Raw genomic sequence first — 23,814 nt, forward strand, 5'->3', positions numbered from 1 at the left:
ACCACAGGTTCAGCGGAAGTCGAGATTGGGGGTAGGCGCCCAACATGCCGATGCCGCCGCAGCACTCATCCGCCCTGTTCGACGCTGAGAGAAACCGTACGGCTTCACGATGCCACATGATGCGATGAAGGTCGCGCGCCGGGAGTTCTCCCCGGCCCCGGAGACCGCCGGCGACGCCCGCCTCTTCGTCCGCGAGACGCTGCGGGAATGGGGCGTCGGGCGGCCGTGCGACGACGTCGTGCTCCTCGTCAGCGAACTGGCCACCAACGCGGTCATCCACGCCCAGAGTGTGCTGGAGGTGACCGTGCGGCGGCTGCCGGACGCGATCGAGGTGGTCGTGGCCGACCGGGTTCCCGAGCGCGCGGTCCCGCAGGCGGGGCCGCTGTCCGTGGACGTCGGCCCGGCCGCCGACGGGCGGCGCACCGGAGGGCTGGGCCTGGCCCTGGCCGCCGCGCTGGCCACGTCGTGGGGTGTCAGTTACAGCAAGGACGACAAGGCGGTGTGGGTCCGGCTCCAGGATGAGGAGGAGCCGGGCGAGGACAACGCCCTCATCCCGCCGATGCCGGTCCGGCCCACGCGGCGCCGCCCCGAGCGCCCGGGGCCGTGGGCACCTCTGGACGCCGCCCTGTCGGCGCGGCTGCCCTTGCCCGACCTGCTGGACCGCACCGTCGACTACGCCCGCACCGCCCTCGGCGGGGACGCCGCCTACATCGCGCTGGCCACCACCGACGAGACCGAGTGGGAGGTGCGCACCGCGGTCGGGCTTACCAGCGGCCCCTGGCGGGCGTTCCGCAGCCGCACCGAGGAGACCTTCCCCTCGGCGGCCCCGGCCCCGGGGCCGGTCATCAACGACGACCTGATGATCGCGCGGGCACACCGCGGGCGGCTCGCCAAGGCGGGGATGCGCTCCCTGGTCACCGCGCCGCTCATCGTCGACGGCCGGATCACCGGGCTGATCGGTGTGGCCTCGCGGCGGATCCGGCACTTCGGCGAGACCGCGGCCCGGCGCCTGCAGGACGGCGCCGACCGCATCGCCCTGCCCGTGGAGCGGGCCCGCCTGGCCGAGGTGGAGCTGGCGCGCCGCGCCAGCCTGAGCTTCCTCGCGGAGGCCAGCGACCTCCTGACGGGCACGCTCGACGAGCACATGACGGCGGCGCTCGCGGCCCAGCTGGTCACCTCGCGCCTGGGCAGCTGGTGCGCCGTGCACGTCAACAACGACCTGGGGGTCTCGCGGCTGGCCTACGCGGTGCACGGCAACGAGAACTACAACGACGTGCTGCGCTCGCTGCTGTCCGCGCTGCCGCCGCCCGAGCAGCACACGCCCCGCCCGCTGTGGAGCCGGGACATGCTGCTGGCCTCGGGTAGAGAGGACGACCTCACCCACGAACTGGCGGCGTGCCCGGCCATCAGCATCCCGCTGGTGGCGCACGGCCAGACGCTCGGCCGGCTGACCATGGGCAAGCGCCCCGACGAGGACTTCACCCGCGAGGACGTGGACGTGGCCGACGACCTCGCCCGGCGGGTCTCCTCGGCGATGGAGAACGCCCGGCTGTACGCGGGCCAGACCTCGATGAGCGAGGCCCTGCAACGCAGCCTTCTCCCCGCCAAGGAGAAGGTCCCGACCATCCCCGGCGTGGACCACGCCGTGTTCTACCGGTCGGCCGACGAGCGCAACGTCGTGGGCGGCGACTTCTACGACCTGTTCGCCACCGACGGCCGCTGGTGCTTCGCCATCGGCGACGTCTGCGGCACCGGCCCCGCCGCGGCCGCCGTCACCGGCCTGGCCCGCCACACCCTGCGCGCCCTGGCCCGCGAGGGCTTCTCCCCGGCGCACATCATGCACCGGCTGAACCTCGCCATCCTGGACGAGAACACCACCACGCGCTTCCTGACCATGCTGTACGGGGAGATGACCCCGATCGGCGAACCGGGCGAGGGCTTCCGCATCCGCCTGGTCTCGGCGGGGCACCCGCTGCCGCTGCTCCTCAACCAGAAGGGCGAGGTCACCCCGGTCGGCACCTCCCAGCCCCTGCTGGGCGCCTTCGAGGACGTCGACTTCTACACCGAGACCATCGAGGTCACCTCGGGGGACGTCCTGCTCGCCGTGACGGACGGCGTCACCGAACGCCGCAACGACACCCAGATGCTCGGCGACGAGGGCCTGATGCGCATCTACTCCGGCTGCTCGGGACTCACCGCCCAGGCGGTGATCGTCCGCCTCGACCGCGACCTGGAGGAATTCGCCCCGGGCGGCCACACCGACGACACGGCCATGCTGGTGCTGAGGTTCCTGTAGCGCCGACGCCGTGCCGTCACAGCCACCCCATGTCCTGGGCCTTGCGGATGGCGGACATGCGGTTGTCCGCGCCCGTCTTGCTGATGGCGTTGGACAGGTAGTTGCGCACCGTCCCCTCGCCCAGGTGGAGGGTACGGGCGATGGCGGTGACCGAGGCGCCGTCGGCGGCGGCGCGCAGGACGTCCACCTCGCGCGGGGTCAGCGGGCTCTCCCCGGCCGCCATCGCGGCGGCGGCCAGTTCGGTGTCGATGTAGCGGCCGCCGCCGTGGACCTTGCGGACGGCCCCGGCGAGCAGGTCGACGGGGGCGTCCTTGGCCAGGAACCCGCGGGCGCCGGCGGCCAGGGCGCGGCGCAGGTAGCCGGGGCGGCCGAAGCTGGTGAGGATCAGGACGCCGCAGCCGGGGACGGCCGCCTTCAGCTCGGCGGCGACCTCCAGGCCGGTGGCTCCGGGCATCTCGATGTCGAGGACCGCGATGTCGGCGGCGTTCTCCCGCACCGCCGCGACCACCTGGTCACCCCGCCCGACCTCGGCGACGATCTCCAGGTCCTCCTCCAACCCCAGCAGGGCCGCGATGGCCCCGCGGACCAGGTGCTCGTCGTCGGCCAGGACGATGCGAATCACGACGCCGCTCCTTCTCGGTCCTCCGGCGGAGCTCCGTCGCCCCGCCCTTCCGCCGCCGGTTGTGTCGTCGGCGGCTGGGTCATCGACGGCTGCGCCATCGGCAGGACGGCACGCAGCAGCGCGCGCGATCTGCTGCACCTCCAGCATCTCGCGCGCCGCCCGATCGGGCGCCCGCTCGGCCAGGCGGGCGGCCAGGTCGCTCTTGACCGACAGCGCGGAAAGGATGTGCCTGAGGAGGTCGTGCATGTCGCGGGCGAACCGCAGCCGCTCCTCGGCCACGGTGAGCCGCGCCTGCGCCTCCCGCGCCGCGGTGGCCTCGTTGGCGACCTCCCACAGCCACAGGACCCCGTAGTTGCCGGCGAGAACCACCAGCGCCCAGAGGACAGTGATCCCCCAGAGAGGATCGTCATCGCCGACGGGAAGTGGTTGCGGGACGCAGTGAGAGCGGTGTCGGACTCGCGTAGCGACCCGGGACGGCTCCCTGCACGTGATTCGTGCGCGGCGGAACCGGCGCCTTGCCGGGCTGGACCCGGACGCCGAACCACGGTTGCCGACATGGCGGTCAGCGTGACCTCGCACGCCCGGGGCGGACCCTCTCGGACATGCGTGAACCCGGCCGTCCCCCGGTGAACGGCGGGGTTCACGTGCCCGGGGGAAGGTTCCGGGCGGGTCCCGCGCGCCGGTTCCTCCTGGGCTACCAGTCCGGCGCGCGGGGGTCCGGCTACTCGAAGGGCGACCTCCACACGATCGGCGGGTAGAGGCTCTTCTCCGACGTGGTGGCGACGACGGTCAGCCGCTCGCAGTGGGGACAGGTCGCGCTGAGGACGACGCGGCCCTCCAGGGTGTAGCCGGACCGGACGACCGGGGCGCCCATGGCGTTCGCCCACGCTCGCAGCCGGAGCGGGTCGCCGACGTCCTTGATCTCACACCAGGCGGTCATCACCGGCCCCCGTCCACCTGGTTGAGCAGGCGGGCGGCCTGGTCGAGGGTGAGTCCGCACTCCCGCACCAGCGCGCCGAAGACGTCGCCGCGCGAGGTGCGCAGGCGGATCGTGAACCCGAGGTAGCGGGCGGTGTAGCGGTGCGGGAACGGAAGCTCGGACTCGCGGAACACGGTGACGTCGCCGAGGACGACGCGCACAGCGGAGGTCATCGCGCGACCTCCATCGCCCTCAGTGCGACCAGCCCGGCGAACTGCCGGAACCGGCGGGTCTCGATGGCCCGCCGGTGTTCCAGCGCGGTGATGTACGGGCGGATGCGGCGGCTCCGCCGCGATGGCAGGATGGACATGTCTCACTCCTCATGCGAGTGGGGCCACGCCCCGGGAGTCCTGGTTCCCACCGACTCGCCGGGGTCTACTGTGTGGAGGTGACGTTAGAGCCCCGGACATGAGGAAGGGGGTAGCAGTGCTACCCCCTTGTGAAGGGGTACAGGTTGTACCCCTTGACGCAGTCTCAAGCCGCCGCTTGAACACCGATCTTTTGCGCCAGCCGCCGCGCGTCGTCACGGATCATCGCACCGCCGGAGGTCGTCAACTCCATGACCGCCGACCGTGTGAACAGGTTGAACCGCGCCGTCTCCGGCGACTCGTCATATGCCTTGCGCAGCAGGTGAATTACGGCGATGTTCTCTTTCTGCATGCTGTGGGCGCGCGCCAGTTCGATCAGGTGGAAGCTCCGGCGCGTGGCCGATGGCATCGGCGCAAGATCGATGCGTTCCGCCGCACTGACAGCTGTACCGGCGCGCATCAGGTCGGCGTTCATCGTGATGGCGTAGGCGTCGACCATGCCACGGCCAAAGATCAGGAACGGGTGCGAGTACCGGTTACCTAGGCGGCGTGCGGCACTGTCGGCGCGATCCCAGTAGTGCCACGCGTCACCGGTTCGGCCGATCTTCGCGAAGGACAGGGCTGCCGCCAGGTGCAGAAGCCCCCACCGGGCGAGATCCTCCGCGTCGTCGTCCGGGCGGAGGAGGCGAGCCGCACTCATCGCAAGGTCTATGCGTGCCTCGTTACGCTCTCCGGCGTCGCGGAAGACGTGGTTCATGTACCAAGCCGCGACCGCTATAGCGTGAGGATCGTCCGCATCCTGCGCCGCCGTCATGGCCCGGTCGCCGGTCATCGTCACCAGCTCCGGCGCTGGCTGGAAGCTCAAGTAGAGCTGAGCCAAGTGGTAGGTCTCGGCAAGCGCCGTGAGCACGCGCCGCCGGTCGGTTCCGTCGAGCACACGCGCTCCGTGCTGGAGGTCGGCGAGGAGTTCCGGAAGAATCGCGGACACGCGGGTGCGATGCTCGCGGCTGCCGTGCCAGAGCTGCCATGCCTGCCGGACACGCTCCCGCAACTCTGGAGCCGTCGGTGGTTCTGAGTCTGGGACCGTGAGTTGGTAGGTGGTGAGCGCGTCTCGTACCGCTGGTAGCGCATTATGCGCGGCTTTGGTGTAGGTCGAGGCGGAGAGGCGTTCCTCGCCGGTCAACTCTGCGAGGTCGTCAACGCCGAGTACTTCGGCGAGACGGAGCAGCAGGGGGAGGCGGGGCGTCTTGAGGCGACCGGTTTCGATGCCCTTGACCCACTCTGACGAGCGGCCGACAAGACCCCCGAGAATGGCGCGGGTCTGACCGTTGCGTTCCCGAAAACGGCGGACTCGTTGACCGAAGGTGAGTGAGGCTGGCGGGGTAACATCGTCGTGCATGGCCCTGTCCCTTCCTGATCAGCTCGCACTGTCAGGCTAAGGGGCAGGGCCATCCCTATGTAAGGAAAAGGAATCTGTGCGCCCGGAACGGCGTTACCGGCACGCCACACTTGCGTCACGGCGGGAAGTGATGTCACCAGGCGTGCGGAGGATCAGGCGGCACGGGGCCAGGGATCAGGGGGACGCGCTAGATCAGGCGAGGAGCGAGGCGTAGCCGAGGGGCACAACCCCAGAGGCCGCAGATTGATGTCACATCCCCGTACTGGTCTTGCCTGCCCCGTTGGTCCCGAGCAGCGCGAACAGTTCGCCGGGGGCGACGTCGAAGGAGATGCCCCTGACCGCCTCGAAGTCGCCGTAGCTCTGCCGGAGGTCCCGGACACTGATCGCCGCCCCGGCGTCGGCGCCGGTGCCGGGGCCCGCGTCGGTCACGGGTGCTGGGGTCTGCTGTGCCGTGCTCATGGGTGAAAGTCTCGCGGAGCGGCCCTGGCGGGCGGCAGACCCCGATGTCACCGCCCGCCGGTGAACCTCTCAGCGCGCGGAGATGACAGATGTCATCGTCGCCTCCCGCCCCGAAGCCGACGACGCAACGGCGATGATGACCGAGCCCGGCCGGGATCTTGACGAACCCCCACCGGCGCCACATTCACCATTGACCCGCACCCACCCTTTCCCTAACCCGGCAGTGGGTATCCCACCTGGGAAAACACACGGGGCAAGGGGGCATCGATGCCCTACAACGTCTTCGTCCTGGGGCTGGAGGACCTCAGCCGGTCCGTCCTCGACCGCATCGAGCGCGATTCCGGGGGACGCTACCGCTTCCACCAGCTCCTCGACTTCCAGCAGGTGATCCGCGATCGGCATATCGACGCGGCCGATCTGCTCCACCGGGCCCGCTGTGCTCTGGACGAGTTCGACGGCCCGGTCGACGGGATCGTGATCGGCTTCTGGGACTTCCCCGCCACCAGCATGGTTCCGCTGCTGTGCGCGGAGCGCGGCCTGCCCGCCCCCTCCCTCGAATCGGTGGTGAAGTGCGAGCACAAGTACTGGAGCCGCCTGGAGCAGCAGCGCGTCACCACCGCGATCCCCCGCTTCGCCACGGTGGACCCCGACGCGGAGCGGCCGCCCCCCGGCCTCAACTACCCCCTGTGGGTCAAGCCGGTGAAGTCCTACAACTCCAGCCTGGCCTTCCGCGCTCCGGATGACGAGCGGTACCGCAGCGCACTCGCCGACATCAGCGCCGGCATCGACCGCCTCGGCAAGCCGTTCCAGATGTTCCTGGACATGCTCGACCCGCCCGGCGCGGTGTCGCGCATCGGGGCCACGGCCTGCCTGGCCGAGGAGGAGGCCGTCGGTCGGCAGGCGACGGTCGAGGGCTACGTCTGCGACGGCGACATCCGGCCCTACGCCGTCATCGACTCGATCCGTTTCCCGGGCCGCCCCAGCTTCCTGTGCTACCGCTACCCGTCCACGCTGCCGCGCCGGATCGTCGGACGGCTCACCGCCCTCACCGACCGGGTCGTGCGCCGCATGGGGCTGGACACCACGACGTTCAACGTCGAGTACTTCTGGGACCCGGACACCGACAGGGTCACCCTGCTGGAGATCAATCCGCGGCACTCCCAGTCCCACACCCAGCTGCTGCGATCCGTGGACGGAATCACCAACCACGAGCACGCGGTGCGGTTGGCACTGGGCCTCGAACCGCGCCGCCCGCGCGGCGGCGGCCGGTTCCCGATGGCGGCCAAATGGTACCTGCGCAGCTTCCACGACGGCGTGGTCGTCCGCTCGCCGGACGCCGGCGACATCGCCCGCCTAGAACGCGAGGTCCCGGGAGCCACGGCGCGCATCTGCTACCACGCCGGAACACGGCTGTCGGATGTCCCCGGAAACGACGGCTACAGCTACCAGCTGGCGGACATCTATGTGGGCGCGGACGACGTCGACGGCCTGCGCCGCGCCTATGAGGAATGCGCCGCCCGCCTCCCCTTCGAGATCCGGCCGGTCCGCCCCGCCGGCGGGGCGGGGTGATCCGGACGATGCTGCACGTCACGTCGTTCCCGTTCGCGGTGCGCGAGGAGGCGGGGGTCATGATCCCGATGCCGGACGGGATCCGGCTGTCGGCCCGCATCTGGCGGCCGGAGGCGTCGGACACCGCCCCTGTCCCGGCCATCCTGGAGTTCATCCCCTACCGGCAGCGCGACCTGACCGCGCAGCGCGACTCCGTGCACCACCCCTACATGGCCGGGCACGGGTACGCGTGCGTCCGCGTCGACCTGCGCGGCAGCGGCGACTCGGAGGGGGTGCTGCGCGACGAGTACCTCGACCGGGAGCTGCGCGACGCCGAGGAGGTGCTGGCCTGGCTGGCGGCGCAACCGTGGTGCAGCGGGCGCACGGGCATGATGGGCATCTCATGGGGCGGGTTCAACGCGCTGCAGGTCGCCGCGCGGCGCCCGGCGAGCCTCGGCGCGATCATCACCCTGTGCTCGACCGACGACCGCTACGCCGACGACGTGCACTACATGGGCGGTTGCCTGCTCGGCGACAACCTCTCCTGGGCGTCGACGATGTTCGCCTACAACTCCTGCCCGCCCGACCCGCTGGTCGTCGGCGACCGCTGGCGGCACATGTGGTACGAGCGGCTGGGGCACAGCGGGCTGTGGCTCGACACCTGGCTGCGCCACCAGCGGCGGGACGACTACTGGCGGCATGGGTCGGTGTGCGAGGACTACACGGCGATCCAGGTGCCGGTGATGGCGGTGAGCGGGTGGGCCGACGGGTACTCCAACGCCGTGTTCCGACTCCTGGAGCGGCTGACCGTGCCCCGGCTGGGGCTGATCGGCCCGTGGTCGCACAAGTACCCGCACATCGGTGCCCCCGGGCCGGCGATCGGGTTCCTGCAGCACTGCGTGCGGTGGTGGGACCGGTGGCTGAAGGACGTCGGCAACGACATCATGGACGAGCCGATGCTGCGCAGCTGGATGCAGGAGAGCGTCCCGCCGTCGACCGCCTACGAGGAGCGGCCGGGGCGCTGGGTGGGCGAGCCGCAGTGGCCGTCGCCGCGGATCCGCTTCGAGCGGCACCCGCTGACGCGCCGCGGGATCGCCCCGGACGACGCCCAGGTGGGTGTTCCGGGGCGGGCGACGGTGCGCTCACCGCTGACGGTCGGCCAGTTCGCCGGGAAGTGGTGCTCCTACAACGCGCCGCCGGACCTGCCCTACGACCAGCGGGAGGAGGACGGCGGATCGCTGGTCTTCGACACCGAGGTCCTGGCCGAAACGGTGGAGATCCTGGGAGGGCCCGTCGTCGACCTGGCGTTCAGCGTGAACCGGCCGACGGCGATGGTGGCGGTGCGGCTGTCCGACGTCGCCCCGCAGGGCGCGGCCACGCGCGTCACCTACGGACTGCTCAACCTGACCCATGTCGACGGGCATGACGCGCCCAAGGCCCTGGTCCCGGGTCGGCAGTACCGGGTGCCGGTGCCGATGAACGGCGTGGCCCACGCGTTCCCGGCGGGGCACCGCATCCGGGTGTCGATCTCGACGTCGTACTGGCCCCTGGCCTGGCCGCCGCCGGAACCGGTGACCCTGACGGTCCTGCTCGACGGCAACACCGACCTGATCCTCCCGGTGCGGCCGACCTCGGTGGACGACGGGGCGCGGCTCCGCCCCTTCGGCCCCCCGGAGGGGGCGCCGCCACTGGAGACGACCCTGGTCCACGAGGGCGAGGAGCGCTGGAACGTCACCCGCGACCTGGTCGACTACCGCTCGACCCTGGAGGTGATCAAGGACCTGGGCACGGTCCACTTCGACCACATCGACCTCGAAGTGTCGCGCCGCGCCGAGGAGAAGTACCGCTCGACGGGCGACGAGTTCTCCTCGGTCAGCGGCAGGACCCTCTGGTACATGCGCTTTTCCCGCGACGGCTGGAACGCGGAGACCATCACCCGCACGGTCCTGTCCTCCACCCCGACGACCTTCCACCTCCACGCGACCCTCGACGCCTTCGAATCCGACCGCCGCGTCGCCGCCCACACCTGGAACACGGAGATCCCGCGGGATCACGTGTGACGCGATCTTCGGAGTGGGCTCAGTTCCGTCGGCCTTCACCCGCTCTCCGGAACGCAGCCAACTCGACAGGGCCGATCTCCAACAAGCCCGGGTGACGACAGGTCTGCTGGGCGGCCTTGTCTGCTGTCGTCATGCGGGATGTTCAGTGGGGAAAAGCAGCAGCGACGGCGGGAGTGGCGTGGGGCGCCCCTGCCACCTCCCGGTCGAGAGCGCGCTGGGTTGACCGGCGCCCGCGTTTCCGCTTCACGTGAAGCACATTCCGCGATTCGAGAGGAATCGGCCTCGTCGCGCCCTCTCTACCGATGAGCATGGGCTGGCATCCGATGGTGTCCGTTTCGCCCGATGGAATCCCATGATCATTGCGTTAAGCGTCGATTCTGTCTGTTCTGTCCCGCCGAACGCCATCGTCATCGGCGCCAGAGGGCTACGGCAGTCTGAAAAGCGCTTTCCGGCCCCGACACAGCCCGAACCGCACGACGGCAGGGGCGCCCCATCCCCTCCCGCCGTCGCTGCTGCTTTTCCCCACTGAACATCCCGCATGACGACAGCAGACAAGGCCGCTCAGCAGACCTTCACCGGTGTTGCTTCGATGAGTTTCCCGGCTTCGCTATCCCTGACGGCTACAAGCACGCCCTCATCGACTGGTCCGACCACCCACTAACGGTGATCACCGCGTCGCGCAGTGGATCCGGGAGCCGCGTCGCCGTCCACACGTGGAATACGGAGATCCTTCGCGACCAGGTGGGGACGGGCGACGCGGCCTCGGTGGCCTCAGGGTTCGAGCCCTTGCGCCTGGTCGAGGAGGCGGGAGGCGACAGCGGCCGGAAGACGGCACTCGCGGACCAGGGCGCGGTGGGCCTCAGCGCGCGGGGCCCGAAGCCGCACGATCCGCCCGCCGAGCCAGCGCACAGTGAACCGCTGGAGAGGCGGGAGGCACGGGTCATAGGTGACCGTCACGTCGCCGTATCCGACCCGGATGAGGGGGACGTTCACCGCTCCTCCCCCGCAACCTGCACGGCGACCTCCCGGGCGAACTCCCGGAAGCGCCGGTCCTGGACGGCCCGGCGGTGTTCGAGCACAGCGATGTACGGGCGGATGCGGCGGCTCCGCCGCGATGGCAGGATGGACATGTCTCACTCCTTGGTCGAGTGGGGCCACGCCCCGGGAGTCCTGGACCGACTCGCCGGGGTCTCTCTATGTGGAAGAGCTTTCGAGAATACTGGTCTGGTCCATGCTTGTACATGGTTAAACATATTTAAACTCGATCGTGAGGGGTGATCAGCAGCCGTCTACGGTCCAACCATGGAGTTCGACCTTGACCGTCCCGTGTGGGTCCAAGTGGCCGAGGTGCTGCGCGAACGGATCGCGAACGGCACCTATCAGCCGCGCACGCCCATCCCGTCTGAATCCCAGCTCATGGGAGAGTTCGGCATCGCGCGAGGGACTGCCCGCAAGATCGTTGAGCGCTTGCGGGAGGAAGGGCTCGTCTACACCGTGCCCAGGCTGGGCACGTTCGTCTCGCCGACATCCAACGAAGACAAGTAGTGCCGGTCACAACGAAAAGGACCGCCCCGGAGGGCGGCCCTGCGCATGTCGATTCTCAGCTGTCGAAGCCCAGGCCGAACGCGTCCAGCGTCTTCAGCCAGAGGTTGCGGTGGCCGTCATTACCGCCAGGTGAAGGTGCCGTCGGTCATGGGCGGGGCCGCCACACAGTCCGTCGGGCCGATGGGGGTTTCCAGTTCGGCGATCTGCGAGCCGACGGCTGGATACAGTGCGATGCCGTCGACCTTCCGATAGTCCAGCCATTCCACCCGGCCGGTGTCGGGCGACTCTCCTGCCCGAGCGTCGTGCTCCATCTCGGCCAGCTCCGCCCTCACCGATTCAGTGATGTGGAGTCGGTAGATCAGGTGCAACTTGCGAGGCGCATGGGTGGGACCGGGGCGCGACACCATCCGGTCCTAGTCCCAGAGCAGCTCCGGAACACCTGACCAAAGCCCGGACGACAGGTGCAGTTCTTCGGGCAGCTCGCGTGCGAGTGCCTGATCGAGAGGCTCAGCCGACTCGACCTTTCCGCCCGGCAAAGTGTACTGGGCACCCGCCGACCGGTCACGGCGTACGGCGCACTACTGCTCTCCCCAGAGCAAGGCCGAAGCGACGCGGATCTTCACTGTGGTGCACGGGGTGGAACATCGATGGAGCTGTCCACCGTCCGAGTATCGCCCGCATCGCCACAGTTGGGGGGTGAAAACGCGGGGGAGCCGTAGGGGTCAAACAAGACCAGGGTGGGCTCGCGTCTCCAGCGCCATCACGAGCGGGACAGGGGAGACGCTGCCCTACGGAGTTGACCAGACAGACGTTGTGGGCGGTCATGATGAGGAAGCCGCGGCACTCAGGCGTTCTCCACCGGTCGCTCCAGGACGTCCACCAAGGGGGCGAGCTCGGGGTTGTGCCGGGCGAGGTCGAGTGCTGCGGCCAGGGCCGTGTCGTTGGTGGGGCGGGCCTCGGCGAGCAGGCGGTGGCCCTCGCCGGTGATCGAGGTGTAGATCCCCCGGCGGTCGTCGGCGCAGAGGACGCGCATCAGCAGGCCGCGCTCCTCCATGCGGGTGACCAGCCGCGTGGTCGCGCTCTGGCTGAGGACGACGGCCGCGCACAGCTCGCTCATGCGCATGCGCGCATCCGGGCGGGCACTGAGCACCAGCAGCACCGAGTACTCGCGCACGCTCAGACCGTGGCGCGCCTGCAGGGCCCGCTCGATGTGCGCCTCGATAGTGCCGTGGAGCAGCGACAGCGCACACCACCGCTGCGCCAGACCAGGACGGGTCTCGGGAGCCGCGGCCGGGGTGTCCATGCCGGTCCTCCTGTGTGCTCGGGGGTGGACTGCGCTGCGGGCCGGGTCCTGCCGAAGGGGGCACTCCCGGCCGCCACCAGGGTAGTCGCCCCCGAAATAGAACGCGATGGCAAATAGTCCGCGTATGCATGTATTGTGTCCGCCTGTTACTTGCGTGTGCAACTATGAAGGGGTCCCCACCATGCCGTTAGCCCTGTGGGCGCTTGCCATCGGCGCCTTCGCCATCGGAACCACGGAGTTCGTGGTGACAGGCGTCCTCCCCGGCATCGCCGACGAGTTCGGCGTCTCCATCTCGACGGCCGGCTACATCGCCACGACGTACGCCATGGGGGTGTTCGTCGGCGCGCCACTGGTCACCGTCATCGGTGCCCGCGTCGAACGCCGGCGCATGCTTGCCGCCCTGATGGTGCTGTTCGTCGCGGGCAACCTGATCACCTCCCTCGCCCCCACCTTCGCAGCGGTGCTGGTCGGGCGCGTGGTCGCCTCGTTCACGCACGGCGCCTTCTTCGGCATCGGCGCCGTGGTCGCCGCCGACCTGGTGGCGCCGAACCGGCGGGCCGGCGCGATCGCGTTCATGTTCACCGGGCTGACCCTGGCCAACGTCGTCGGGGTGCCCGCCGGCACCCTGCTCGGCCAGTACGTCGGCTGGCGCGCCACCTTCGCCGCCATCACCCTGCTCGGGGTGGTCGGCCTGATCGGCGTGCTCGCCCTCGTCCCTCGCAGCGGAAAACCCCGGGGCGCGCGCCTCCGACCCGAGCTGGCGGCCCTGGCCAACCCGCAGGTCGTCCTCGCGATGGCGATGACGGTCCTGGGGTTCGGCGGGGTCTTCGTCTCGATCACCTACATCGCGCCGATGATGGTCGAGGTCGCCGGGTTCGCCGAATCCGGTGTCACCTGGCTGCTGGTGCTGTTCGGCCTCGGCATGGTCGTGGGCAACACCCTGGGCGGCCGGTTCGCCGACGTCCACCTCATGCCCATGCTCTACACCGCGCTCGGCGCCCTGGCCGTCGTGCTGCTCGCCTTCACCTGGGGCGCCCACAGCCCGTTCGCGTCCGCGGTGTGCGTCTTCCTTATCGGGGCGTTCGGATTCGCCACCGTCCCCCCGCTGCAGAAGCGGGTCATGGACAAGGCCGCCGCGGCCCCCGCCCTCGCCTCCGCCCTGAACATCGGCTTCTTCAACCTCGGCAACGCGATCGGTGCCTGGCTCGGCGGCTTCGTCATCGCCCAGGGCTTCGGCCTGACCTCCCCCAACTGGGCCGGAGCCCTCCTTCCTGCCGCGGCACTGCTCCTGGCGGTCCTCTCCGCCATCCTCGACCGCCGCGACACCACCCGCCCCGATCCGGCCACAGCGCGCAAGGCCACCCAGCCGACCACCGCGTGACCGTGATGGCACGGGGGCGCGTCCGGCACCGAGCCTCGCGATGATCATGGGCCGACATCCGGCGATGCCCGTTTCGCCCGATCGGATCCCATGATCATCGCGAAGCGACCGCGGGGCAGGCGGCGCGGCGTCGGTCGCCTCAGGGTTCGAGCCCCTGCGCCTGGTCGAGGAGGCGGGAGGCGACGGCGGCCGGAAGACGGCACTCGCGGACCAGGGCGCGGTGGGCCTCAGCGCGCGGGGCCCGCAGCCGCACGATCCGCCCGCCGAGCCAGCGCACAGTGAACCGCTGGAGAGGCGGGAGGCACGGGTCGTAGGTGACCGTCACGTCGCCGTATCCGACCCGGATGAGGGGGACATTCATCGCTCCTCCCCCGCAGTTCGCGCGGCGGCCGCCCGGGCGAACTCCCGGAAGCGCCGGTCCTGGACGGCCCGGCGGTGTTCGAGCACAGCGATGTACGGACGGATGCGGCGGCTCCGCCGCGATGGCAGGATGGACATCGTCATCAGCTCCCGAAAGCTGGTGGCCACGCCCCCGGAGTTAGCGGCTCGCGGGGGTCTTTGGTTGTTCCTCAGAATCGTACATGACATCACCCGACAACACATGACAACGTGTGAACACGCAGGTCAGCGACTATTGACACATGGCCATCGACTTGGACGGACCGGAGTTCCTACGCGATCAGGTCGCGGCGATCCTGCGTGGCCGGATCAGCTCAGGTGAGTATCCGCCGCGGCGCAGGATCCCTCCCGAACTGGAGCTGATGGACGAGTTCAAGGTCTCGCGACCTACCGTCCGGGCGGCGCTGTCGATCCTGGAAGCCGAGGGGTTGATCGTGACCCTCCGCGGCAAGGGACGTTATGTGACCGGGCACCTGCCGCCCGACGCCAACGAGTGACCTCCGCAACCACGAAAAGTAGGGCCGCCCCCGCGGAGCAGCCCTACGGTTCGTTGGTCCTCAGCTGTCGAAACCCAGGCCGAACTTGTCGAGTGTCTTCAGCCAGAGGTTGCGGCGGCCGTGGTTGCGGTCGGCGGAGGCGATGGCGCGGCGGGTGAGTTCGATGCCCGCGTAGCGCACGGGCTCGGGTGGGAAGGGGACGGGCTTGGAGCGGACCATTTCCAGGCGGGTCCGTTCGGTTTCCTCGCCCTCCAGGTGGTCGAGCATCACCTCGGCGCCGAACCTCGTCGCGCCGACGCCGAGGCCGGTGTAGCCCGACGCGTAGGCGAGGCGGCCGCCGTAGGCCTGGCCGAAGAAGGCGCAGAAACGGCTGCATGTGTCGATCACGCCGCCCCAGGCGTGGGTGAAGCGCAGGCCTTGGAGCTGAGGGAAGGTTGCGAAGAAGTGGTCGGCCAAGCGCTCGAAGGTCTGCGGGCGCTGGTCGTACTCCGGGCGGACCTTGCCTCCGTAGTGGTAGATGACGTCGTAGCCGCCCCACAGGACGCGGTTGTCCGCGCTGAGCCGGTAGTAGTGGAACTGGTTGGCCGAGTCCGACAGCCCCTGGCGGTTCTTCCAGCCGATGGCCGCCATCTGGTCGGCGCTGAGCGGCTCGGTCATCAGCGCGTAGTCGTAGACCGGCGCCACGAAGTGGCGGATGCGGCGCAGCGGGCCGGGGAACGCGCCCGTGGCCCAGGCGACGCGGCAGGCCGTCACCGAGCCGTTCGTCGATTCCAGGCGCAGGCCGCCGGGGATCGAGCGGATGTGGCGGATGGGGGTCTGTTCGTAGATCCGGACGCCCAGGTTCAGGCACGCCCTCCGCAGTCCCCAGGCGAGTTTGGCGGGGTGGAGCATGGCGACCGCTCCCGGGTCGAACATGCCGCCGACGTAGGTGGGTGAGTCGACCTCGGCCCTGACCTCTTCCCTGCTCAGGACCTCGGTCGCATAACCGAGCGCCTGCAGGTCGGCGGCGTGTTCGGCCAGGCCGTCGGCCTGCCAGCGCTCCGTGGCGACCAGCAGTTCCCCGGTCCGCTCGAACTCGCAGTCGATGCCGTGCCGCGCGATCGCCGCCTCGATCTCGTCCAGGTTCGCGCGGCCCAGCCGCTCCAGGTCGGCGATCTCGTCGGGCCACCGGCTCGCCCCGTTGTCGAAGCCGTGGGTGAGGCTGGCCGCGCAGAAACCCCCGTTGCGCCCCGAGGCCGCCCACCCCGCCGTCTTCGCCTCGATGAGCACGACCTCGCGGTCCGGGTCGCGCTCCTTGGCGATCAGGGCGGCCCACAGTCCGCTGTACCCCGCGCCGACGACCGCGAGGTCGGTGGCGACCTCGCCCGACAGGGCCGGTGCCGACTCGGGCACCTCGTGTCCGTCGATCCCCGGGTCCAGCCAGAACGGCGTCGGGCTGGCCTCGGCAAGGGCGGCTCTGGCTGCTGATGATGCGATGGCCCTGGACACGACCTATCACTCCGTTGTCTGGCTTCTATGTGATGTGATGATTGGCGGGCGAGGTCTCTATCTGTCCCCGCCTCCTCCAGAGCCGGGGAGCCGGGGGCCGGGGAGCCGGACGGTCAGGCCCTGCGCCGGGCGAGCACGATGTTGACGATCGCGAGGGCCACGCCGACCGCGAAGATCAGTGTCCCCATGACGTTGACCTGCGGCGGGATACCGACACGCGTCGAGCCCCAGATCCACAGCGGGAACGTGGTGGTGTTGCCGCTGACGAACGACGTGATGATGTAGTCGTCGATGGACAGCGCGAACGCGATCAGCCCGCCGGCCATGATCGCCGGGGCCAGCAGCGGCAGCGTCACCAGCCGGAACGTGGTGAGCGGCGTCGCCCCCAGGTCGCGGGACGCCTCCTCCAGGCTCGGGTCGAGGGTCAGCACCCGCGCCCGCACCGTGATCGCCACGAACGACACCGTGAACATCACGTGGGCGAGCAGGATGGTGAGGAAGCCCGTGGCCACGTTCATCGTCAGGAACAGCGACAGCAGCGCCGCCCCCAGCACGACCTCCGGAGCGGAGATCGCCGCGAACATGACCAGGTTGCTGGCGCCCTGCCCGCGGAACCGGTACCGCCCCAGCGCCAGCCCGAGCAGGCTGCCCAGCACGCCCGCGATCACCATCGTCAGCAGCGCGATGGCCAGCGAGGTGAGCAGCGCCGTCGTCAGGTCCGGGTAGGCGAAGGCGTCGGCGTACCAGCGCAGGGTGAACCCCTGCCAGGCGACGTTGTGCCGCCCGTGCACGTCGTTGAAGCTGAACGCGATCATGAAGGCGATCGGCGCGAACAGCCACGCCATCACCGCCCAGGTGAAGTACTTGCCCCAGTCGATCGCGCGGCGGGGGCGGCGCGCCACTCTCCCGCCCGCGGCCGCGGAGGCCTGCGGGGTGTCCACTGTGGTGCCTGTGGTGCCTGCGGTGCTCATCGTGCCTGCGCCTCCATGACCTGCTCGGTGCCGAGCGCCCGTGCGTAGGTGAAGATCCCGATCAGCAGCACCGCCATGAGGATGAACGTGATCGACGCCGCCATCGGGTAGGCGTTGTTCACCAGGTACTGCGACTCGATCACCTGGCCGATCATCGTGTTGTGCGTTCCGCCCAGCACCTTGGCGTTGATGTAGTCGGCGCTGGTGGGGATGAACGTCATGATCACCCCGGCGAACACGCCCGGCAGCGAGATCGGCAGCACCACCCGCACGAACGCCTGCACCCGCCCCGCGTACAGGTCGCGCGCGGCCTCCACCAGCCGGTGGTCCATCCGCTCCAGCACCGCGTAGATCGGCAGCACCATGAACGGCAGGAAGTTGTAGGCCAGCCCGAAGATCACCGCAGGGGCGGAGTTGAGCACGTGCACGCCGTCGGGCAGCAGCCCGATGCCCTTGAGCGTTCCGAGGACGACCCCGTCGTCGGAGAGCATGAAGCCCCAGGAGATCGTGCGCAGCACGAAGGAGACGAAGAAGGGCAGCAGCAGAAGCAGCAGGTAGGTCGACTTGTAGGCGCCGCCGCGGAAGGCGATCCAGTACGCCACCGGGTAGCCGATCGCGATGCACAGCAGCGTGGCGCAGCCGCCGTAGAACAGCGAGCGGAGGATCTGCGGCCAGTAGGTGCTCACCGCGTCGGCGTAGTTGCCGAACTCGAAGGTGAGCGCGAATCCGCGGACGAGGTTGCCGCTCATCAGCGACATCGTGACCATGCTGACGATGGGCACCACGAAGAAGATCGCGAGCCACAGCCAGCCCGGGAGGACGAGGAGGTAGGGGGTGGCCCCGGTGAAGCGGCGGGGCCCCGGTGCGCTCTGCCCGCTGTCGGGCGACCCGGGCGAGTCGGGTGACCCGGGTGATGAGGTGGGCGTCGTGTTCATCGTTCGGACCTCAGGACTGCGTCACCGAGAGGAACATCGGCGTGAAGGAGTCCTCGTTGTCCGTGGTCAGCGGCACGTAGTTGTGCAGCTTGGCGTAGTCCGCCTCGGTCGGGAACACCAGGGGGCTCTCGACGAGGCCGTCGAGCTCCTTCTTCTCCTCGCCCGACGCCTCACCGGCCTTGTCCTTCAGGATCTCCCGGGCCTCGGGCACCGGCGGGATGTAGGTGATGTACTCGGTGAGCCCGGCCGCGATCTCCGGCTCGTACAGGAAGTCCATCAGCAGCAGCGCGTCGACGGGGTTCTCCGCCGTCACCGGGATCATCATGCAGTCGGTCCAGATCGTCGCGCCCTCCTCCGGCACGACGAACTTCAGGTCGGTGCCCTCCTCGGCGTTCTGCTGGTAGATGTCGCCGGACCACGCCATGGACATCCACACGTCGCCGTTGGTGAGCGGCTGGATGTAGTCCTGCTCGTAGTACCGGCGGACGATCCCCTTGTCGCGCTGCTGCTCCAGCTTGGCCAGCGCCTTCTCCCAGTCGTCGGGGCCGGAGTCGGCGGGGTTGACACCGTTGAGCAGCAGCCCGAAGTTGGCGATCTCCTGGGGGTCGCCCATCATCCCGACCTTGCCCTTGAACTTCGGGTCCCACAGGTCGGCGATGGAGGTGATCTCCCGGTCGACGTAATCGGGGTTGTAGGCGATGCCGGTGATGCCCGAGGTGTAGGGCACGGTGTAGGTGTTGCCCGGGTCATAGGAGGTGTTCTTGTACAGCTCCCCCGCGTGCTCGGCGAAGTTGGGCAGCTGGTCGTGGTCGAGTGGCGCCAGGAACCCGAGTTCGATGAGCTTGGTCAGCTCGATGCCGTTGGTGATCACCATGAGGTCGTAGCCGATCGACTCGCCCTGGGCCAGCTTGGGCTGGATCTTGCCGAACCAGGAGTGGTTCTCCTGGACCGCCTCGTCGTAGGCGACCTCGATGCCGGTCCGCTCGGTGAACTGCTGGAGCTGGGTGCGGTCGGTGTCCATGTACAGCGGCCAGTTGGCGAACCGGAGGGTGCCGTTGCTCTGCTTGTCCTCCCAGAAGGAGGCGTCGGGGGCCTCGTCGGCGCCCTGGCCGCGCACACCGCAGGCGGTGAGGGCGAGCCCGGCGGCGGTGAGTCCGGACATCTGGAGGATGGACCGGCGGCTGAGGCGCGCGCGGGTCAGTCCGCGCGCGAGTGCGGGGTCGATTCGGTTCACGGCGCTGGCTCTCTCACTACTGGGGGATGCGGTAACTCCGTTGATCTCGGAGATATCGGGGTGAAAATCGGCGCTGATACCCCGATATCTCCGAGATCAACGGAGTGAGGGCGGGCTAGGTGTGGGGCAGGACGTAGGCGGACTCCGGCCGCCAGGACAGCCACACCTGCTCGCCGCGGGCGCTGAGCGCGGTGGCGTCGCTGGCGTTCTGCCGGAACACCACGACCTGCGCCCCGCTGTCGGTGCGGACCGTGTAGTGGGTGGTCGATCCGAGGTAGACGACCTCGGTGACGGTCCCCCGCAGCCGCGAGAACGCGGCCGGGGGCTCTTCGGCCCCGGGTGCCAGGGCGATCTTCTCCGGCCGCACCGTCACGTCGATCTCGTCGCCCGGTGCCGCGTCGGTGGCGGCGATGACGCGCCCCGCATCTCCGAAGTCGAGCACCGCGGCCTCACCCCGGCGCTCGGCGACCATGCCGGTGAGCAGGTTGGAGGTGCCGATGAACCCGGCGGTGAACCGGGTCGCCGGCCGCTCGTAGATCTCGGCAGGCGCGCCGAGCTGCTCGATGACGCCGTGGTTGAGCACGGCGATCCGGTCCGACATCGTCAGCGCCTCGCCCTGGTCGTGGGTGACGTAGACGAAGGTGATGCCGATGTCGCGCTGGATGCGCTTGAGCTCGATCTGCATGGCCTGGCGCAGCTTGAGGTCGAGCGCGCCCAGCGGCTCGTCCAGCAGCAGGGCGCTGGGCCGGTTGACCAGGGCGCGGGCGAGCGCCACCCGCTGCTGCTGGCCGCCGGAGAGCCGACCGGGCCGGGTCTTCTCCCTGCCGCCCAGCTCCACCAGCTCCAGGATCTCGCCGACGCGCCGCCGGACCTCGGCTTCGGGCAGCTTCTTGCGGCGCAGCCCGAAGGCGATGTTGTCGTGGATGGTCATGTGCGGGAAGAGCGCGTAGCTCTGGAACACCATGTTGACGTCGCGGCGGTTGGGCGGGACGTGCGTGACGTCCCGCCCGGCCAGCCTGACGGTCCCGGCGGTGGGCTCCTCGAACCCTGCGATCATCCGCATGGTCGTGCTCTTGCCGCAGCCCGACGGCCCGAGCAGGGAGAAGAACTCGCCCTGGGGAATGGTGAGGTCGATGCCGCGCACCGCGGTGACGGTCTCGTGGCCCGAGCGGTACGTCTTCTCGACGCCCTCCAGGCCGATCGCGGGCGCGTCCGGTGGCGCCGCCGCGTCGGCCGACGGGCGGGCGGGGGTCTCGTGCAAGGTTGCCGCCATGGTCCGTGGTTTCCTGTCAGTCCTGGCCGATGTAGCTCATCACGTGCTTGATCCGGGTGTAGTCCTCCAGGCTGTACAGGGAGAGGTCCTTGCCGTAGCCGGAGTGCTTGAACCCGCCGTGCGGCATCTCCGCGACGAGGGGGATGTGGGTGTTGATCCACACGCATCCGAAGTCCAGCCGCCGCGAGACGCGCAGGGCGCGGGCGTGGTCACGGGTCCACACACTGGACGCCAGTCCGTAGCGTACCGAGTTCGCCCAGTTCACGGCGGTTTCTTCGGCGTCGAACCGCTGCACGGTGATGACCGGGCCGAAGATCTCCTCGCTGACGAGCTCGTCGCCCTGGCGCAGCCCGGAGACGACCGTGGGCGCGTAGAAGTAGCCGCGCTCGCCGACGCGTGACCCGCCGGCCAGCACCGCGGCGTGGTCGGGCACGCGCCGGACGAAGCCGCTGACCCGGTCGAGCTGGTCGGCGTTGTTGAGCGGGCCGTAGTCGGCGTCGGCGACGTCGGGGCCGGCGGTCGTTGTCCTGGCGGCCTGCTCGGCGAGTGCGGCGGCGAAGTCGTCGTGGATGCCGGGGGCGGCGAGCACCCGCGTGGCTGCGGTGCAGTCCTGTCCGGCGTTGAAGTACCCGGCCTCGGCGATCCCGGCGGCCGCCTTCTCGATGTCGGCGTCATCGAAGACGATGACCGGCGCCTTGCCGCCGAGCTCCAGGTGGAGGCGCTTGAGGTCGGTCGACGCGCTCTTCGCGACCTCGAAGCCGGCCCGGGTGGAGCCGGTGAGGGAGATGAGCTGCGGGGTGGGGTGTTCGACGAGCGCGCGGCCGGTGTCGCGGTCGCCGGTGACGACGTTGAACACGCCGGGGGGCAGGAACTCCGCGGCGATCTCGGCGAGCAGGAGGGTGGAGAGGGGGGTGGTGTCGGAGGGCTTGAGCACGATCGTGTCCCCGGCCGCGAGCGCGGGGCCGATCTTCCAGGCGGCCATGGCCATGGGGTAGTTCCACGGCGTGATCTGGCCGACGACGCCGATGGGTTCGCGGCGGATCCAGGAGGTGTGGTCGGCCATGTACTCGCCGGCGGCCTTGCCCTCCAGGTTGCGGGCGGCGCCGGCGAAGAACCGCAGGGCGTCGGTGACCTGCCAGATCTCTTCGCTCTTGGTGGCGGTGACCGGCTTGCCGCAGTTCTGCACCTCGGCGGCGACGAGTTCGTCGGCGCGCGCCTCGACGGCGTCGGCGAACCTGTTGAGCGCGATCTGGCGCTCGGCGGGGGTGCTGTCCCGCCAGCCGTTGTCAAAGGCGTCGGCGGCGGCGCGGAACGCGGCGTCGACGTCGGCGGCCGACGACAGCGGCGCCTCGGCGAAGACCTCTCCCGTGGCCGGGTCGACGATGTCGGTGGTGCGGCCGTCGGCGGCATCGACGTAGGCGCCGTTGACGAAGTTGCGCAGTCGCCGGGGCGGTTCGGGGTGGTGGGTCACGCGCCATCTCCTCTGCTGGTCATCGTGCGGCCGGGGTGGGGCCGGTGATCGCCTGTGATTCGCAACACTGGCAGACGCCCCCGACCCACGCAAGGGATTCCGTAGTAAAAATCGGGTTTCGCCACTGATACTTGACAGATCGCGGTCAGATGCGACTATTTCATTGGGTCGACCATCGGATGGTCCCCCGGGACGACCGGCCGCACGGCCCATGGTCCCCGCGATCTCCACACCACCCCAAGGGGAGCCAAGTGACAGCAGTGACCATCGGCGGCCGACCGATGCCCGAGTTCCAGCAGGCGGCCAAGGACCACCTGTGGATGCACTTCACCGAGATGGCCGCCTACACCGAGACCGACATCCCGGTCATCACCCACGGTGAGGGCGCCTACGTCTACGGCGCCGACGGGCGCCGCCGCCTCGACGGCCTGGCCGGGCTGTTCGTCTCCCAGGTCGGCCACGGCCGCACCGAGATCGCCGACGCCATCGCCGAGCAGGCCCGCACCCTCGCCTACTTTCCGATCTGGACCTACGCCCACCCCACCGCGGTCGAGCTCGCCGAGCGGCTGGCGGACCTTGCCCCCGGCGACCTCAACCGGGTCTTCTTCACCACCAGCGGCTCGGAGGCGGTGGAGTCGGCGTGGAAGCTGGCGCGCCAGTACTTCAAGGCGATCGGTCAGCCGACCCGGCACAAGGTGATCAGCCGCCGGGTCGCTTACCACGGCACGTCGATGGGCGCGCTGTCGATCACCGGTGTGCCGGCGATCAAGTCCCAGTTCGAGCCGCTGGTGCCCAGCACGGTGCAGGTGCCCAACACCAACATCTACCGCGCGCCGGTGCACGGCGACGACCCCGAGGCGTTCGGCCGCTGGGCCGCCGACCAGATCGAGGAGGCGATCGTGCAGGCCGACCCGGCGACCGTCGCCGCGGTCTTCCTGGAGCCGGTGCAGAACTCCGGCGGCTGCTTCCCGCCGCCGCCCGGGTACTTCGAGCGGGTCCGCGAGATCTGCGACCGGCACGGGGTGCTGCTCGTCTCCGACGAGGTGATCTGCGCCTTCGGTCGGGTCGGCGAGTACTTCGGCGCCCAGCGGTTCGGCTACCTGCCCGACATGATCACCTTCGCCAAGGGGGCGACCTCGGGGTACGTCCCGCTGGGCGGGGTCATCGCGACCGACCGCCTGATGGAGCCGTTCCAGCGCAGGGGGGAGGCGTTCCTGCACGGCATCACGTTCGGCGGACACCCGGTGGCCGCGGCGGCCGCCCTGGCCAACCTCGACATCTTCGAGAGCGAGGGGCTGCTGGACAACGTGCGGCGCAACGCCCCGCTGTTCCGCGCGGCCCTGGAGCGGCTGCTCGACCTGCCGATCGTCGGGGACGTTCGCGGAGACGGCTACTTCTACGGCATCGAGCTGGTCAAGGACAAGGAGACCAAGGAGACCTTCTCCGGCGACGAGTCGACGCGGCTGCTGAAGGGCTACCTGTCGCCGGCGCTGTTCGACGCCGGGCTGATCTGCCGCGCCGACGACCGCGGCGACCCGGTCGTGCAGCTCTCCCCGCCGCTGATCTGCGGGCCGGAGCACTTCGATGAGATCGAGCAGATCCTGCGCAAGGTCCTCACCGAGGCCCACGACCGGCTCTGACGCCGA

24 protein-coding genes and 3 pseudogenes are annotated in these 23,814 nt (G+C 69.8%); 7 read left to right on the plus strand and 20 right to left on the minus strand.

From position 1 onward, the window contains the following. The first annotated feature begins 124 nt into the window (after positions 1–124). Positions 125–2,296 carry a SpoIIE family protein phosphatase gene (locus tag HNR23_RS18630; protein ID WP_184080575.1) on the plus strand — a complete coding sequence of 724 codons (2,172 nt, stop codon included), beginning with the start codon at positions 125–127 and terminating at the stop codon, positions 2,294–2,296. Positions 2,297–2,312: 16 nt separating this feature from the next. Here the strand turns inward: HNR23_RS18630 and HNR23_RS26935 are convergent, their stop codons facing one another. From HNR23_RS26935 to HNR23_RS18660, 7 genes and pseudogenes are all read right to left on the minus strand, one after another. Beyond that, positions 2,313–2,918 carry a response regulator transcription factor gene (locus HNR23_RS26935; protein WP_343070769.1) on the minus strand — a complete coding sequence of 202 codons (606 nt, stop codon included), beginning with the start codon at positions 2,916–2,918 and terminating at the stop codon, positions 2,313–2,315. 126 nt (positions 2,919–3,044) lie between these two features. Beyond that, a pseudogene (locus HNR23_RS27555) lies at positions 3,045–3,497 on the minus strand (histidine kinase); the annotation flags it as partial. A 142-nt stretch (positions 3,498–3,639) separates the two neighbouring features. Further along, a complete protein-coding gene (locus HNR23_RS18640; protein WP_184077212.1) occupies positions 3,640–3,858 on the minus strand; it encodes a hypothetical protein in 219 nt (72 codons plus the stop codon). After that, positions 3,858–4,070, minus strand: a complete 213-nt coding sequence (locus tag HNR23_RS18645) for a hypothetical protein (protein ID WP_184077213.1) — start codon at positions 4,068–4,070, stop codon at positions 3,858–3,860. The genes HNR23_RS18640 and HNR23_RS18645 overlap by 1 nt, the downstream gene beginning before the upstream one ends. Beyond that, entirely contained in the window at positions 4,067–4,207 is a 141-nt protein-coding gene (locus tag HNR23_RS18650; protein WP_184077214.1) for a hypothetical protein, read from the minus strand. The genes HNR23_RS18645 and HNR23_RS18650 overlap by 4 nt, the downstream gene beginning before the upstream one ends. Positions 4,208–4,371: 164 nt before the next feature. Further along, positions 4,372–5,604, minus strand: coding sequence for a helix-turn-helix domain-containing protein (locus tag HNR23_RS18655; protein ID WP_184077215.1), 1,233 nt, complete (start codon positions 5,602–5,604; stop codon positions 4,372–4,374). A 258-nt stretch (positions 5,605–5,862) separates the two neighbouring features. Further along, a pseudogene (locus tag HNR23_RS18660) lies at positions 5,863–6,063 on the minus strand (ATP-binding cassette domain-containing protein); the annotation flags it as partial. Between the two features lie 267 nt (positions 6,064–6,330). Here HNR23_RS18660 and HNR23_RS18665 point away from each other — a divergent pair. Together HNR23_RS18665 and HNR23_RS18670 are read left to right on the plus strand one after the other, a co-directional pair. Further along, positions 6,331–7,632 (plus strand): ATP-grasp domain-containing protein, encoded by a 1,302-nt coding sequence (locus HNR23_RS18665; protein WP_184077216.1) that lies wholly within the window; start codon positions 6,331–6,333, stop codon positions 7,630–7,632. An 8-nt stretch (positions 7,633–7,640) separates the two neighbouring features. After that, positions 7,641–9,671, plus strand: a complete 2,031-nt coding sequence (locus tag HNR23_RS18670; protein ID WP_184077217.1) for a CocE/NonD family hydrolase — start codon at positions 7,641–7,643, stop codon at positions 9,669–9,671. Positions 9,672–10,442: 771 nt separating this feature from the next. Here HNR23_RS18670 and HNR23_RS18675 read toward each other — a convergent pair. Together HNR23_RS18675 and HNR23_RS18680 are read right to left on the minus strand one after the other, a co-directional pair. Then, on the minus strand, positions 10,443–10,664 hold the full coding sequence (locus HNR23_RS18675; RefSeq protein ID WP_184077219.1) for a hypothetical protein: 222 nt from the start codon (positions 10,662–10,664) through the stop codon (positions 10,443–10,445). Further along, positions 10,661–10,801 (minus strand): hypothetical protein, encoded by a 141-nt coding sequence (locus HNR23_RS18680; RefSeq protein WP_184077221.1) that lies wholly within the window; start codon positions 10,799–10,801, stop codon positions 10,661–10,663. The genes HNR23_RS18675 and HNR23_RS18680 overlap by 4 nt, the downstream gene beginning before the upstream one ends. Before the next feature lie 172 nt (positions 10,802–10,973). Here HNR23_RS18680 and HNR23_RS18685 point away from each other — a divergent pair, with 172 nt between their 5' ends. After that, positions 10,974–11,216 carry a GntR family transcriptional regulator gene (locus tag HNR23_RS18685; RefSeq protein ID WP_184077223.1) on the plus strand — a complete coding sequence of 81 codons (243 nt, stop codon included), beginning with the start codon at positions 10,974–10,976 and terminating at the stop codon, positions 11,214–11,216. Positions 11,217–11,335: 119 nt separating this feature from the next. Here HNR23_RS18685 and HNR23_RS18690 read toward each other — a convergent pair whose 3' ends face one another. The 3 genes and pseudogenes from HNR23_RS18690 to HNR23_RS18700 all read right to left on the minus strand — a co-directional run bounded on the left by HNR23_RS18690 (position 11,336) and on the right by HNR23_RS18700 (position 12,519). Further along, a complete protein-coding gene (locus HNR23_RS18690) occupies positions 11,336–11,548 on the minus strand; it encodes a hypothetical protein (RefSeq protein WP_184077225.1) in 213 nt (70 codons plus the stop codon). Between the two features lie 81 nt (positions 11,549–11,629). Next, positions 11,630–11,776: pseudogene (locus HNR23_RS27660) on the minus strand (NUDIX domain-containing protein); the annotation flags it as partial. Between the two features lie 284 nt (positions 11,777–12,060). Further along, on the minus strand, positions 12,061–12,519 hold the full coding sequence (locus HNR23_RS18700; protein ID WP_184077229.1) for a MarR family winged helix-turn-helix transcriptional regulator: 459 nt from the start codon (positions 12,517–12,519) through the stop codon (positions 12,061–12,063). Positions 12,520–12,700: 181 nt separating this feature from the next. On the opposite strand from HNR23_RS18700, the gene HNR23_RS18705 reads away from it, so the two are divergent. Beyond that, complete coding sequence (locus tag HNR23_RS18705) at positions 12,701–13,900, plus strand: MFS transporter (protein WP_184077231.1); 1,200 nt, start codon at positions 12,701–12,703, stop codon at positions 13,898–13,900. A 139-nt stretch (positions 13,901–14,039) separates the two neighbouring features. Here HNR23_RS18705 and HNR23_RS18710 read toward each other — a convergent pair whose 3' ends face one another. Further along, a complete protein-coding gene (locus HNR23_RS18710) occupies positions 14,040–14,261 on the minus strand; it encodes a hypothetical protein (protein WP_184077219.1) in 222 nt (73 codons plus the stop codon). Continuing rightward, complete coding sequence (locus HNR23_RS18715) at positions 14,258–14,428, minus strand: hypothetical protein (protein WP_184080912.1); 171 nt, start codon at positions 14,426–14,428, stop codon at positions 14,258–14,260. The genes HNR23_RS18710 and HNR23_RS18715 overlap by 4 nt, the downstream gene beginning before the upstream one ends. A 113-nt stretch (positions 14,429–14,541) precedes the next feature. On the opposite strand from HNR23_RS18715, the gene HNR23_RS18720 reads away from it, so the two are divergent. Then, positions 14,542–14,796: a winged helix-turn-helix domain-containing protein gene (locus tag HNR23_RS18720; protein WP_184077233.1), complete on the plus strand. Its 255-nt coding sequence runs from the start codon at positions 14,542–14,544 to the stop codon at positions 14,794–14,796. Between the two features lie 60 nt (positions 14,797–14,856). Here the strand turns inward: HNR23_RS18720 and HNR23_RS18725 are convergent, their stop codons facing one another. The 6 genes from HNR23_RS18725 to HNR23_RS18750 form a co-directional block, all read right to left on the minus strand. Continuing rightward, positions 14,857–16,284, minus strand: coding sequence for an FAD-dependent oxidoreductase (locus HNR23_RS18725; protein ID WP_184077235.1), 1,428 nt, complete (start codon positions 16,282–16,284; stop codon positions 14,857–14,859). 113 nt (positions 16,285–16,397) lie between these two features. Then, a complete protein-coding gene (locus tag HNR23_RS18730; protein ID WP_246421800.1) occupies positions 16,398–17,255 on the minus strand; it encodes an ABC transporter permease in 858 nt (285 codons plus the stop codon). After that, positions 17,252–18,190: an ABC transporter permease gene (locus HNR23_RS18735; RefSeq protein ID WP_246421801.1), complete on the minus strand. Its 939-nt coding sequence runs from the start codon at positions 18,188–18,190 to the stop codon at positions 17,252–17,254. Before HNR23_RS18735 ends, HNR23_RS18730 begins: the two co-directional genes overlap by 4 nt. A gap of 10 nt (positions 18,191–18,200) precedes the next feature. Continuing rightward, positions 18,201–19,424, minus strand: a complete 1,224-nt coding sequence (locus tag HNR23_RS18740) for an extracellular solute-binding protein (protein ID WP_184077237.1) — start codon at positions 19,422–19,424, stop codon at positions 18,201–18,203. Positions 19,425–19,539: 115 nt separating this feature from the next. Next, on the minus strand, positions 19,540–20,697 hold the full coding sequence (locus tag HNR23_RS18745; RefSeq protein WP_184077239.1) for an ABC transporter ATP-binding protein: 1,158 nt from the start codon (positions 20,695–20,697) through the stop codon (positions 19,540–19,542). 16 nt (positions 20,698–20,713) lie between these two features. Further along, positions 20,714–22,168, minus strand: a complete 1,455-nt coding sequence (locus HNR23_RS18750; RefSeq protein WP_184077241.1) for an aminobutyraldehyde dehydrogenase — start codon at positions 22,166–22,168, stop codon at positions 20,714–20,716. 281 nt (positions 22,169–22,449) lie between these two features. Between HNR23_RS18750 and HNR23_RS18755 the strand changes: the two genes are divergently transcribed. Continuing rightward, entirely contained in the window at positions 22,450–23,808 is a 1,359-nt protein-coding gene (locus HNR23_RS18755) for an aspartate aminotransferase family protein (protein ID WP_184080580.1), read from the plus strand. Positions 23,809–23,814: the final 6 nt, after the last annotated feature.

The organism is Nocardiopsis mwathae (genome assembly GCF_014201195.1).
Classification (GTDB): Bacteria; Actinomycetota; Actinomycetes; order Streptosporangiales; family Streptosporangiaceae; genus Nocardiopsis_C; species Nocardiopsis_C mwathae.

What these genes read in the sequence shown, in the direction of transcription:
- HNR23_RS18650 (WP_184077214.1), bottom strand. Translation starts at nt 4,207, where the DNA reads ATGTCCATCCTGCCATCGCGGCGGAGCCGCCGCATCCGCCCGTACATC.
- HNR23_RS18705 (WP_184077231.1), top strand. Translation starts at nt 12,701, where the DNA reads ATGCCGTTAGCCCTGTGGGCGCTTGCCATCGGCGCCTTCGCCATCGGA.
- HNR23_RS18670 (WP_184077217.1), top strand. Translation starts at nt 7,641, where the DNA reads ATGCTGCACGTCACGTCGTTCCCGTTCGCGGTGCGCGAGGAGGCGGGG.
- HNR23_RS18665 (WP_184077216.1), top strand. Translation starts at nt 6,331, where the DNA reads ATGCCCTACAACGTCTTCGTCCTGGGGCTGGAGGACCTCAGCCGGTCC.
- HNR23_RS18755 (WP_184080580.1), top strand. Translation starts at nt 22,450, where the DNA reads ATGCCCGAGTTCCAGCAGGCGGCCAAGGACCACCTGTGGATGCACTTC.
- HNR23_RS18735 (WP_246421801.1), bottom strand. Translation starts at nt 18,190, where the DNA reads ATGAACACGACGCCCACCTCATCACCCGGGTCACCCGACTCGCCCGGG.
- HNR23_RS18720 (WP_184077233.1), top strand. Translation starts at nt 14,542, where the DNA reads ATGGCCATCGACTTGGACGGACCGGAGTTCCTACGCGATCAGGTCGCG.
- HNR23_RS18680 (WP_184077221.1), bottom strand. Translation starts at nt 10,801, where the DNA reads ATGTCCATCCTGCCATCGCGGCGGAGCCGCCGCATCCGCCCGTACATC.
- HNR23_RS18645 (WP_184077213.1), bottom strand. Translation starts at nt 4,070, where the DNA reads ATGACCTCCGCTGTGCGCGTCGTCCTCGGCGACGTCACCGTGTTCCGC.
- HNR23_RS18710 (WP_184077219.1), bottom strand. Translation starts at nt 14,261, where the DNA reads ATGAATGTCCCCCTCATCCGGGTCGGATACGGCGACGTGACGGTCACC.
- HNR23_RS18745 (WP_184077239.1), bottom strand. Translation starts at nt 20,697, where the DNA reads ATGGCGGCAACCTTGCACGAGACCCCCGCCCGCCCGTCGGCCGACGCG.
- HNR23_RS18700 (WP_184077229.1), bottom strand. Translation starts at nt 12,519, where the DNA reads ATGGACACCCCGGCCGCGGCTCCCGAGACCCGTCCTGGTCTGGCGCAG.
- HNR23_RS18655 (WP_184077215.1), bottom strand. Translation starts at nt 5,604, where the DNA reads ATGCACGACGATGTTACCCCGCCAGCCTCACTCACCTTCGGTCAACGA.
- HNR23_RS18685 (WP_184077223.1), top strand. Translation starts at nt 10,974, where the DNA reads ATGGAGTTCGACCTTGACCGTCCCGTGTGGGTCCAAGTGGCCGAGGTG.
- HNR23_RS18730 (WP_246421800.1), bottom strand. Translation starts at nt 17,255, where the DNA reads ATGAGCACCGCAGGCACCACAGGCACCACAGTGGACACCCCGCAGGCC.
- HNR23_RS18630 (WP_184080575.1), top strand. Translation starts at nt 125, where the DNA reads ATGAAGGTCGCGCGCCGGGAGTTCTCCCCGGCCCCGGAGACCGCCGGC.
- HNR23_RS18640 (WP_184077212.1), bottom strand. Translation starts at nt 3,858, where the DNA reads ATGACCGCCTGGTGTGAGATCAAGGACGTCGGCGACCCGCTCCGGCTG.